11 protein-coding genes are annotated in these 11,714 nt (G+C 59.3%); 5 read left to right on the plus strand and 6 right to left on the minus strand.

The features are described 5' to 3' along the window. A partial coding sequence (locus IV091_RS15025) for an AMP-binding protein (RefSeq protein WP_293470067.1) occupies positions 1-719 on the minus strand: 719 nt, incomplete at its 3' end. Positions 720-912: 193 nt separating this feature from the next. On the opposite strand from IV091_RS15025, the gene IV091_RS15030 reads away from it, so the two are divergent. From IV091_RS15030 to IV091_RS15045, 4 genes are all read left to right on the plus strand, one after another. Beyond that, positions 913-1,632, plus strand: coding sequence for a Crp/Fnr family transcriptional regulator (locus tag IV091_RS15030; protein ID WP_293470068.1), 720 nt, complete (start codon positions 913-915; stop codon positions 1,630-1,632). A gap of 48 nt (positions 1,633-1,680) precedes the next feature. Beyond that, positions 1,681-2,529, plus strand: a complete 849-nt coding sequence (locus IV091_RS15035; RefSeq protein ID WP_293470069.1) for a pseudouridine synthase — start codon at positions 1,681-1,683, stop codon at positions 2,527-2,529. Positions 2,530-2,731: 202 nt separating this feature from the next. Continuing rightward, positions 2,732-3,187: a hypothetical protein gene (locus IV091_RS15040; protein ID WP_293470070.1), complete on the plus strand. Its 456-nt coding sequence runs from the start codon at positions 2,732-2,734 to the stop codon at positions 3,185-3,187. Positions 3,188-3,616: 429 nt separating this feature from the next. After that, positions 3,617-4,033, plus strand: coding sequence for a hypothetical protein (locus IV091_RS15045; RefSeq protein ID WP_293470071.1), 417 nt, complete (start codon positions 3,617-3,619; stop codon positions 4,031-4,033). Between the two features lie 9 nt (positions 4,034-4,042). Here the strand turns inward: IV091_RS15045 and IV091_RS15050 are convergent, their stop codons facing one another. The 4 genes from IV091_RS15050 to IV091_RS15065 form a co-directional block, all read right to left on the minus strand. After that, positions 4,043-6,508: a fimbria/pilus outer membrane usher protein gene (locus IV091_RS15050; protein WP_293470072.1), complete on the minus strand. Its 2,466-nt coding sequence runs from the start codon at positions 6,506-6,508 to the stop codon at positions 4,043-4,045. Between the two features lie 8 nt (positions 6,509-6,516). Further along, positions 6,517-7,275 carry a fimbria/pilus periplasmic chaperone gene (locus IV091_RS15055; protein WP_293470073.1) on the minus strand — a complete coding sequence of 253 codons (759 nt, stop codon included), beginning with the start codon at positions 7,273-7,275 and terminating at the stop codon, positions 6,517-6,519. 30 nt (positions 7,276-7,305) lie between these two features. Next, on the minus strand, positions 7,306-7,764 hold the full coding sequence (locus IV091_RS15060; protein WP_293470074.1) for a hypothetical protein: 459 nt from the start codon (positions 7,762-7,764) through the stop codon (positions 7,306-7,308). Between the two features lie 78 nt (positions 7,765-7,842). Beyond that, entirely contained in the window at positions 7,843-8,286 is a 444-nt protein-coding gene (locus tag IV091_RS15065; protein ID WP_293470075.1) for a hypothetical protein, read from the minus strand. A gap of 273 nt (positions 8,287-8,559) precedes the next feature. Between IV091_RS15065 and htpG the strand changes: the two genes are divergently transcribed. Beyond that, positions 8,560-10,458, plus strand: a complete 1,899-nt coding sequence (gene htpG / locus IV091_RS15070; RefSeq protein WP_293470076.1) for a molecular chaperone HtpG — start codon at positions 8,560-8,562, stop codon at positions 10,456-10,458. A 57-nt stretch (positions 10,459-10,515) separates the two neighbouring features. Here htpG and IV091_RS15075 read toward each other — a convergent pair. Further along, positions 10,516-11,714, minus strand: a 1,199-nt coding sequence (locus tag IV091_RS15075) for an ATP-binding cassette domain-containing protein (protein ID WP_293470077.1), incomplete at its 5' end; no start/stop codon positions are given.

Consider the following 11,714-nt stretch of genomic DNA (forward strand, 5'->3'; position numbering starts at 1 on the left):
GCGTAGCTGAAGATGTTCTGGCCAATCCAGGCCGGCGGCAGGTAGGCCAGCACTTCCTCGTGGGCCGTCAGCTTGTCGAATTCGGCGCCGGCCTGCGCACGGTCCAGCAGCGTGTTGTGGGTGTGCACCACGCCCTTGGGGTTGCCGGTGGTGCCCGAGGTAAAGAACATCGCGGCCACGTCGTCGGGGCGGGTTTTGTCCACTTCCGTTTTGAACAAGGCGGGTTGGTTTTTGGCCAATGCCTGGCCCGCTTCAATCAGCTGGTCCATGGACACCAGGCCGGGCTCGTCGTATTTGCGCAGGCCGCGCGGGTCGTCATAAATAATGTGGCCCAGGTCCGGGCAGCGGTCGCGAATTTCCAGCAGCTTGTCGACCTGCTCCTGGTCTTCGACCATGGCAAAGCGCACATCGGCGTTGGTAATGGGGAATACGCATTCGGCGCCCACGGCGTCCTGGTAGAGCGGAATCGGGATGGCGCCCAGCGACTGGGCCGCCAGCATGGTGGCATACAGGCGCGGGCGGTTGGCGCCAATCACGACCATGTGCTCGCCGCGCTGCAGGCCGGCCTGGCGCAGGCCGCAGGCAATGTGCTCCACCAGCACGGCCATGCTGGCCCAGCTGTGGGCCTGCCAGATGCCGTATTCTTTTTCGCGCATGGCCGCATCGCCCGGACGTTCAGCGGCATGCTTAAGCAGTAATTGCGGGAACGTAGTCTGCATTCCGGTTCCTTGTCTCCAGATTGAGCGCAGCCCTTCTGTGAGGAAGAACTGTTGATTTGCATGAATAGTAAAAGCCGGTTTGACGCCATGGTGTCATTGCGACGACAATTTAGGGGTAAGTCCTAGCCGGACATGCCCGCACAGGCGCCCAATTACCAGACATAGACCAGGCCAAGACCTTTTCAATCCACCCATGTCCACAGACCTGACCCTTCACCAGCGCCGCAGGACGCCCACGCCCGACGAGTTGCAGGGCATTCCCTGGCTGCGCCTGCTGCAGCCCGAGATCCGGGCGCGTGCGGTGGCGGAGCTGCTGGTGGGCGACGCGGCAGCGGGCGACTACGTGTGCCGCGTCGGCCGGCCGGTGACCTACTGGTTTGGCGTGGTGGAAGGGCTGCTCAAGATGAGTGCCGACAATGCGCAGGGCATGACCATGACCTTTTCCGGCGTTCCCTCCGGCGGCTGGTTTGGCGAAGGCACGGCGCTCAAGCGGGAGTCTTACCGCTACAACGTCCAGGCCCTGCGCAAAAGCGTGGTGGCCGGTTTGTCGGTCACCAGCTTTCACTGGCTGCTGGACCATTCGATTGGCTTTAACCGTTTTGTGATGAACCAGCTCAATGAGCGTCTGGGCCAGTTCATTGCCGCGCGCGAAATTGACCGCATGAACAACCCGGACGCGCGGGTGGCGCGCAGCCTGGCTGCGTTGTTCAACCCGGTGCTCTACCCGGGCGTGGGAGACATCCTGCGCATCACGCAGCAGGAACTGGCCTACCTGGTCGGGCTGTCGCGCCAGCGTGTCAATGAAGCGCTCGCCTCGCTGGAGGCGCAGGGTACGATTTGCGTGGAGTACGGGGGCCTGCGCGTGCTGGACCTTGTCGCCCTGCGGTCCAGTATTTTTCAAGACAAAAAGTAGCTTTAGCCCATGATTTACGTTGGCTTTAAGCTATAAAATATATAGCAAATGCAAGATTCTTCAAAACCTGAAACAGGGCCTGTGCCCGTCGGCGCTGCGGTCCGCGTCCCCAAAGCGCCTGCTGCCGCTCCCGGTGAGCCCGTGCCCACGGTGCGGCTGAACAAACGCATGGCCGACCTCGGCCTGTGCTCACGCCGCGAGGCGGACGACTGGATTGCCCGGGGCTGGGTGCGCGTCAATGGCACGCCGGCCGTGATGGGGCAGCCCGTTGCGGCCGATGCGCGGATTGTGGTGGCGCGCGAAGCCGAGCAGCAGCAGCGCCAGCAAGTCACCATTCTGATCAACAAGCCGGTCGGCTACGTCAGCGGCCAGGCCGAAGACGGCCATGAGCCCGCCGTGGTGCTGGTGCAGCCGGAAAACCGCTGGCGCGAATGCAACAGCCGCATGCGCTGGGGCTTTGAGCAACTGCGCGGCCTGGCGCCGGCCGGCCGGCTCGACATCGACTCGATTGGCCTGCTGGTGCTGACGCAGGACGGCCGCGTCGCGCGCCAACTCATCGGCGAAGACTCGGATATCGAAAAGGAGTATTTGGTGCGGGTGAGCTACGGCGCCGAAGCCGTGAATGTGCAGGCCGCTTTCCCGCCCGAAAGGCTGGCCCTGCTATGCCACGGCCTGAGCCTGGACGGCCAGCCGCTGCGCCCCGCCCAAGTCAGCTGGCAAAACCCCGAGCAGTTGCGCTTTGTGCTCAAGGAAGGCAAAAAACGCCAGATTCGCCGCATGTGCGAGCAGGTCGGGCTTTTTGTGACCGGCCTGAAGCGGGTCCGCATTGGCCGCGTCAACCTGGGCCACTTGCCCATCGGGCAGTGGCGTTATCTGGCGCCGCACGAGCAGTTTTAAGCCTGCTTTCGTGCAGCTATTCAAATACACCAGTGATCGAAAGTCTTATGCTTGAGGTAATAGCAAAGGGCATTGTCGATGGCAACACATCAAAACAACGAGGGCTTGCGCCCTATTGTTCGTCCATCGGATCGGGTGTGAACGCATGATGCGCCACGTGCTCAAAGATATCTGCCGGCCAGGGGTGAAGGCCTTCAGAAGGATGGTCTACAGTGGCATTTCTGTCGGCCTGCTGGCCGCGCCGCTGGTCTCTACTACCATTTCCGACGGAACCAAGCTGACCGTCACCGCCACCATCCTCAAGCGTGCCAGTCTTCAGGTATTGGCGCAGCCGGGGCCGGTTGTGCTCACGGCGGCCGATATTGCCCGGGGCTATGTCGATGTTCCTGGCGCCCTGGAAGTTGCCGTGCAAAACAACAGTGCAGACGGTTACCTGCTGACGTTTGAAAGCCAGGGCGAGTTTATAAAGCAGACCCGGGTGCAGGGCCTGGCCAATGACGTTCAACTCGACGCGCTTGGCGGAAGCATCGCCCAGAGCGCCAACGGCCGAGGCGTGCAAAAAGTCACGCTCAATCTGGGGTTCCGCTTTGCGCTGGCTGACGCAGCCCGGCAAGGCGTTTACGCCTGGCCCATACGGCTGTCAGTCACACCCTTGTAAGTCCGCAAGTCCGGGCGTTGCAGGGCTGGAAGCGCATTTTTTCGTCATCTCATCAAATTGATAGTTTCATCAATTTGATGGATTTCACGCATGCATCAATCTTTCCTGTCGTCGCTATTCCTGCCCTTGCTTGAGGGACGGGTGGGGCTGCTCGCTGCCCATTGAATTGCCTGCGGCGGTCGGTTGCACGCGCTCAAGCCTTGATGCTTGAAAACAAGAGGCGCTTTACCCGATCAAATCAATAAAAAAATTGATAAGTTGTCATTTTTATCAAAATTGATAAGATGTGATTTAGAAATTATCAATTAATGGATTTGAGCCATGCAAGCCTTCAAGTCAATCTGTGGTGTCGCTACCGTCCAACCCCGTGCATTCAGGGCGAACGGAGTCGCGGCGCTGTTGATTGCACTGGCTGTTGGATGGATGGGCATGCCGCTGGCAGCCCTTGCATCAAGCGAGACCAAGCTGATGGTTTCTGCCACGGTCAGCAAACACGCCAGCCTGCAGGTGCTGGCCCAGCCCACCTCGGTCGTCATCACGGCGGCTGACATGGCACGCGGGTATGTGGATGTTTTGAGCCCCGCCCAAGTGACTGTGCAGAGCAACACCCAGGACGGCTACATGCTGATGTTTGAAAATCAGGGCGACTTTTTGCGTCACGCCCTGGTCAAGGGCCTGGACAGTGACGTGCAAGTGAGCGCCGGCGGCGGCGGCGTCGCCCAGCGCTCATCCGGTGGCGGCATGCGCAAAAACCTGCTCAATCTCGGCTTTCGATTTGTTCTTTCAGATTCGGCCCGGCAGGGGGTTTATGCCTGGCCGATACGGCTGTCGGTCAGTGCTCTTTAAGTTGTCGCGTCATGGCTGCTGCGTGCACAGAAGCTCGCCCAGATCCACAAACATCTCGTCCGACTTCGGAACCTTGAGCGTGAACACGCATTGGGCGGCTCCGGTGGCGGCCGTTCCGGCATAACTTCCGGGTTGGATGTTCTCGACATAGAACTCCCCGCCGCGACCGGTCGGAAGTTTTTGCGGCTTCCCATTAACGATCAAGTCGATTTCCGTGAACTCCAAGGCCTTGGCCGCGCCCGCCACGAGGGTCATGAGCTTGCCACTGAATGCCTGGATTTTTGTCGCACCAAAGTCGACGAACGCACCGCTGCGAAGAGAAGGCGCCACTCTCTTGATCGCAGCCGGTAAGGTGTAGTTCATGGGCAGCGCCTCTGTAGCAATCGACACCCTGTTCTCATAATAGGCATTCAGGTTGGGGATCACTGCAAGGCCTTTTGAATTGGTCTTGCCAACGGGCTGACCGTCGACTAGAACCCCCACGTCTGGAACTTCCCCCACTTTCACTATCGCATAGCTTTGAGTGACAGGCCTGCTCAATCCCATACGTCCTCCCACAGCCACAATGCCCCCGGCCACCGACAAACGCTGGTCCTGTGTACGTTTGCCCTGATCTATGTTCAAGCTGACTTCGGCGCGTAAAACGGTCGCCGGGGCGTTGTACTGCATATTCGAGCGGAACTGCGTATTCCCAGTGTTCGCGTTCGAATGGCCCAGGGACAAGTCATAGCCCAAACCTTCTCCTGCCGGCTGATATTTTGTGAATCGGACTGATTCCGAATGGTTCTGCCGGTCGGCCCGATAGTTTGATGCTGCCGAGTAATTTCTGTCTAGTTGAAGGTTCAAGCTGACGAAAGCTTCTGTGCGGCTCGGGGTAAGTGCATCTTTGATGTGGCTAACCGTCGCCGTTAGTTGCGCCCGCATGGCGCCGAGTGGCGCACTGAAGGTCAGTGCGTTGACGCGACGGTTTCCTGATGCAGCAACGTTGAACGGCTGAATCGACATCGGTGTCGATGTTGTTTCTGTGAATGCGCGTGTCGTCAGCGCCGTATGGCTCAGGGACACTGTGGCATTTTGGGGCAGACGGTAACTGGCCGACACGCTGCTCTCGTTTCGCCGCGTTGTCATCACCGGCGGGTCACCCAGGCTGGCGTAGTTGCGGCTGTCATGCCGAAGAAACATTCCCAAGGCCCAATTCCGGGAGTCAAAGTTATATGAAGCCAGGCCTGCGGCCCCCTTTCTTCCTGCGAGCGTGCTCCCGGTCAGCCCGAGGTTCACGACGCCGAATGACCCGAGTACTGCGGTGAGCGTTGGACCCGTGTTCAAAAAATCTCGGGTGGTTTCCGCGCGCCAGCCCACGGTCAGCGCGCTGCCGAGGCCGTAACGGTGGAACATCGTGAACGCTGCCGGCCCATAATTGTTGCTCTGTATGCCAAACTGGCGCCGCATGGCGCCGAAGTTGTAGCTGTACTCGTGTAGACCATGCTGCAGCGGCTGGTCAGAGAAATACAGGGAATAGTTGAGCTGCTGGACGCGACCAAACGCATCGCGCAAGATAACCTGTACATTGCGCGCGCCGCCGTAGGCCAGAATGTCGCGCAATTCGAATTCGCCCGGACGAAGTCGTTCAGTGCGGATCTTTTGCCCATCAAGGTAGACCTCCAGGTCACTGGGCAAGGCAACGCTGCCGGTCAAACTTTGCGTCGGAAAACGTACGAAGTAGGGGTCAAGTCCGTAGAGCTTGCTAATGCTCACACCGCCCAGATTGATGCTGTTGCTGAAATCGCGCGACGGCGTCAGAAGGTCGCCGATCACAATGCGGCGCAGGTTCTCACGATCGTCCCGCGTCATGCTGCTTGTCAGTCGGACAAGGTGCTTCCCCGCTGCCGTGTCCACGGTGCTTGCATCGGACATGAACAGGTTGTCGCCCCAGCGTACCCCGGCTTCGGCGGCAAAACCCACGCCATTGCTCGACGCGAAGCTTCCGTTCATGCCCGTCAAGGCGTAATTCAGAAAAGCGCTGTTTGTGCTCTCACTCAACGTGCCTCTGCGCCGTTCAGCACGAAGCCCAAAAGAGCTGCTGGACAGCAACTGTGGCTCGGCGGAAATGTTCAGCGTAAGGGCTTTTTCGTCGAAGGTAGAGGTAATGCCCTTTATCGACCGGAGGGACACATGCGGTTCGCCGTCGATCACTTGAATCGTTCCTGTGGGGTCTTTGACGCCCATTGCCTTCAGGTCTTCCACTTTCAGGAAGAAGTCCAGGTCGGCGCTGCGTTGAACAAAGGCATCCCCTTTGTTCTCCGTGTTGAGGGTCACCCTGAGGATCAGCGTCTCCATCTGCACCGCAACGGAGACGGCGCTGGGGTTGGGCTTGTCTTCGGCGAGTGAGGGCGGGGAAATGGCAACCGCCAGGCACAACGCGGTGCTGACCAGTTTGCTGTTGATCCTGCTGTGTTTGGCTGAAATGGCGCGCATGCCCACGGTCAGGGGCACATGGCACGACTGACGTCGAGCTTGCGGGTCTCAGTGACCTTGTCGGTCTGGATTTCGACGTCGAGCACGGCGATTTCCCTACATTGCCCGGCGGGGAGCGTGGCCGTGTAGGACTTCAGGCTTGAAGCCAAAAGATAGCGATCGGCGATATCCAGAGCGTAGATGCGCTTCCCGGCAGCATCGCTGCCCCCAAGCCGGATAATTTTGAACATCTGGTGGCGGTTTCCCGTGTTGCGTGCTGCGATCGAGATGACGCCATTCTTCAGTGCCAGTTCCTCAATTGAAAGGCCATCGCGGGGCTGGATTGGCGCCACAAAGATGGGCAAACCAAATCGAATCAGAAAATTAATTTGCGCCGTATTATTTTCAGGGGCTTTGACGATACCCGGCAATTCCTCAATGAATAGTCGAAACGTTCTTTCACTGGCTGTAGCCCCGGCTTTAAGTCCTACTCTGGCAATTGCTTCCTGTCCAGGCTCCACGGACATGATTTTGGGAAAGAAAATCAGGTCGTTTGTTTCGCTGTATTGGTCTTTGCCGGCTGCATCCTGAACCCAGTCCATGGCCTGAAGCTGGAAGGTTAGTTTTTCTTTCCCCTCGTTGATCACGGTGACGGCGGCGCTCCTCGTCGTGGGGCCCATGTCCAGGCGTATGGGGTTGACCGTGAATTCACCGGCAAAGGCCTGAGCCCAAGTCAACAAAAATACACTTGCTGCGCCAATAGCCAAACGGCCGTATTTGTGGATCATAGGGACATTGTCGACCGTGAAATCACGTGCTCACGGGGTGACTGAAATGGTGACTGAGTCCGAATAAATTCCCGCTGGCGCATCTGCGTATGCGCTCCACTGGATAGTGCCTTGAATCTGGTTTGGTGCAAACCAGCTTATATAGCCACTGCCAGGATTGCCCTGCGGTGCGTTGCCGGGCTTGGGTAAAGAAATTGGAAAACCTGTGATCGTGTAGTTGATGGTGTTAGCGCCGCTTACCAGTTGGCGGGAGGCAGACCCCACAATGCTGATCGTCATGTTGCCAGTACCGGTGCAGTCGCCCGCCATGTTGGCAAAAGTTGTTGCCGCCACCACAGGGTAATTTGTCGATGCGTTGCTGGATGGATCAAGGGCGCCGAAATTCAAATTGAGCCCCCTCGCTTGAAACTGGCAGACTGCGTCTGCCGCCCATGACGGTGCGCTGAGAAAAGAGGGGGCCGCCATACAAAATAGCAGCCAAAACTTCAAGCCTCTCATTCTTCCTTTATTGCATCGAATCGACTAGGGGAATATCACCGGATGGCGCTTCGCCTGGGGTTCGAAATATCAGTTGTTGATATCTAGCACAATGCTGCCGGCGTAAGTGCCGGCAGGTGCATCTTGCCAGACTGCTTGTGCAATCGTGGCCGTCGATGTGGCATTGACGGCGGCACTGAAACCGGTAGCCACAGGAATAGTGAAGGCTGGGACGGTAAACGCCATCGTGTTTGAACCACTGGTAAGGGGGACGATCGTGCCCTGTGTGATGACTGGCGTTACGCCTTTCGTGCACTTGAACGGTACGCTGACTGGGGCAGTCTTATTGCCAGAACCAGCACTCTGGTTAATCGCACCGAAGTCAATCGCGGCAGCTGCAGTCGAAAATTTACATACGGCTGCCACGCTAGCGTTTACCGCGACGGTTTGGGTGTCGGCAGCTGCGGCGAAGCCTGCGGCACAAGCCAAGCTAGCAACAACAAGCGCTTTAAGAGATGCAGAAATAGTTTTCATGGTGCGGGTTCTCCAGTTGGAAATAAAATCGTAAAAACGGTTGGTATGTGAGTTTAATGTAACCAATTGAGCCTGGAGATGCTACCCCAGCGGGGTAAAGAAGCCCTGATCCAGAAATAGTTCACACTTGACCGTTGACTTTCAATGCTTTTAGCCATGTCTCCCCCTGTCAGTCAGGTTTTTGACGAGCGCGCAGAGCGCTGCCAGTCGGCTAAAAATCCTAACGATAGGCTTCTATTTGTAACTACGAGTTACGCAAACACTTTACAATCCATGCAAAAACAAACCCATTCCTTCCAGGCCGAAGTCGCCCAACTCCTCAAGCTGGTCACGCACTCGCTGTATTCCAACCCTGAAATCTTTCTGCGCGAGCTGATCTCGAACGCGTCGGACGCCTGCGACAAGCTGCGTTTCGAGGGGCTCAATGACGCGGGTGTGTATGAAAACGACCCCGAACTCAAGGTGCGCGTCAGCTTTGACACGGCGGCCAAAACCCTGACCATCACCGACAACGGCATTGGCCTGTCGCAGCAGGAGGCGATCGACCACCTGGGCACGATTGCCAAGAGCGGCACGCGCGACTTCATGGCCAAGCTCTCGGGCGACCAGAAAAACGATGCGCAACTGATCGGCCAGTTCGGCGTGGGCTTTTACTCGGGCTTCATCGTGGCCGACAAGATCACCGTGGAAAGCCGCCGCGCCGGACTGCCTGCCGCGCAGGGCGTGCGCTGGGTCAGCGACGGTACCGGCGAATTCGAGGTCAGCGAGATCGAGCGGGCCGAGCGCGGCACCAGCGTCACGCTGCACCTCAAGGACGACGCGCTGGACTACCTGAACGCCTGGAAGCTCAAGGGCATCATCAACAAATACTCCGACCATATTTCCCTGCCCATCCTGATGCCCAAGGAAGAGTGGAAAGAGGGCGAAAACGACCAGCCCGGCGAAATGGTTGCCACCGGCGAGTGGGAAACCGTGAACCAGGCCGCCGCGCTGTGGACGCGCGCCAAAAAAGACATCACGCAAGAACACTACGACGAGTTCTACAAGCAGATCAGCTACGACCACGAAGCGCCGCTGGCCACCACGCACAACCGCGTCGAGGGCGCGACCGAATACACCCAGCTGCTGTTCATTCCGGCCAAGGCGCCCATGGACCTGTTCAACCGCGACAAGGCGGCGGGCGTCAAGCTCTACGTCAAGCGCGTGTTCATCATGGACGACGCCCAGGCGCTGCTGCCAAGCTACTTGCGCTTTGTGAAGGGCGTGGTCGACTCGTCTGACCTGCCGCTCAATGTGTCGCGCGAGTTGCTGCAGGAAAGCCGCGCCGTCAAGGCGATTCGCGAAGGCAACACCCGCCGCGTGCTGAGCATGATTGAAGACCTGGCCGCTAATGAACCGCAAAAGTTCGCCGGCTTTTATGCCGAGTTTGGTGCCGTGCTCAAGGAAGGCCTGGGCGAAGACGCGGCCAACCGCGAGCGCCTGGCCAAGCTGCTGCGCTTTGCCAGTTCAACGACGGACACCGTGAGCGTGAGCCTGGCCGACTACAAGGCCCGCATGAAGGAAGGCCAGGACGCGATTTACTACATCACCGCCGACACGCTGGCCGCCGCCAAGAGCAGCCCGCAGCTCGAAATCTTTCGCAAGAAAGGCATTGAAGTGCTGCTGATGGCCGACCGCGTGGACGAATGGGCGCTGAACTACCTGCACGACTTTGACGGCACGCCGCTGCAGTCGGTGGCCAAGGGCGCGGTTGACCTGGGCAAGCTGCAGGACGAGGACGAGAAAAAAGCCGCTGAAGAGGCGCAGACCCAGTTCAAGCCCATGCTGGACAAGCTCAAGGCCGCATTGAAGGACAAGGCCCAGGACGTGCGCGCCACGTCCCGCCTGGTCGATTCACCGGCCTGCCTGGTGGTGCAGGACGGCGACATGTCGACCCAGCTGGCGCGCATGCTCAAGCAGGCTGGCCAGCCGGTGCCTGAAGTCAAGCCCATCCTCGAAGTCAATGCGCAGCACCCGCTGGTCAAGAAGCTCGAAGCCCTGGACAGCGCCGGCAACGCGGCCAACTTTGACGACCTGGCCCACATCCTGTTTGACCAAGCCCTGCTGGCCGAAGGCGGTCTGCCGCAGGATCCGGCCGCGTATGTGCGGCGCGTGAACGCCTTGCTGGTGTAAGCGCCGCACGCGGCACTGAAAAATGGGCCGGCGTTGCAGTCGGCCCTATTTCTTGCGTTACGAAGAAAGCGTTTCCCAGCGCTGCAGCGCCGCCATCAGTTCTTCCTCGATCTTGCTGTTGCGCGCCGTGAGTTCGGCCGCCCGCTTGGCGTCGCGCGTGTAGAGCGTGCCGTCAAACAACTCTTGCTCAATCGCTTTTTGCTGCGATTCCAGCTGCGCAATGGCGGCGGGCAGTGCGTCGAGTTCGCGCTGCTCCTTGTAGCTGAGTTTCTTTTTCAGCCCTGGCTCGCGACCGTCCTTGCCAGGCTCCGCACTGGTTTTGAGCGCAGTTTTGGCCTTGGAGGCCGCTGCCGGGCCTTTGCCGCTGCCGGTGATCTGCGCTGCGCGCTTCGACTGGGTGATCCAGTCGGTCACGCCGCCTTCATATTCGCGCCAGAAACCCGGGTTCTCGGGTGTGCCCTCATAGGCGATGGTGCTGGTGACCACGTTGTCGAGGAAGCGCCGGTCATGGCTGACCAGAAACACCGTGCCTTCGTAGTTTTGCAGCAGGTCTTCCAGCAACTCCAGCGTGTCGATGTCCAGGTCGTTGGTCGGCTCGTCCAGCACCAGCACGTTGGCGGGACGGGCAAACAGCCTGGCCAGCAGCAGGCGGTTGCGCTCGCCGCCTGACAGCGTGCGCACCGGCGAGTTGGCACGCGCAGGGGAGAACAGGAAGTCGGTCAGATAGCTCTTGACATGCTTTTTCTGGCCATTGATTTCGACCCATTCGCTGCCGGGGCTGATGAAGTCTTCGAGCGTGGCGTCCAGGTCCAGCGCATCGCGCATCTGGTCAAAATAAGCCACCTGCAGGTTGGCACCCTGGCGGACCTTGCCGGGCGGCAGCGTCACGTCGGGTTGCAGCTCGCCCAGAATGAGCTTGAGCAGCGTGGTTTTGCCCGCGCCATTGGGGCCCAGCAGGCCGACCTTGTCGCCGCGCAGCAGGGTGCCGCTGAAGCCGCTGACGATGATTTTCTCGGCACCTGGCTGGCCAAAGGTTTTTGTGACGTCGGTGAGTTCGGCCACGATCTTGCCGCTCTTGTCGCCGCTGGAGACGTCCAGATTGACGCGACCCACGGCATCGCGCCGGGCCCCGCGACTTTCGCGCAGGACTTCGAGCCGGCCAATGCGCGCCACGCTGCGGGTGCGCCGGGCTTCCACGCCCTTGCGGATCCAGATCTCTTCCTGTGCCAGCAGCTTGTCGGCCTTGGCATTGATGA

This window comes from Polaromonas sp., from assembly GCF_018780625.1.
GTDB lineage: Bacteria > Pseudomonadota > Gammaproteobacteria > Burkholderiales > Burkholderiaceae_C > Polaromonas.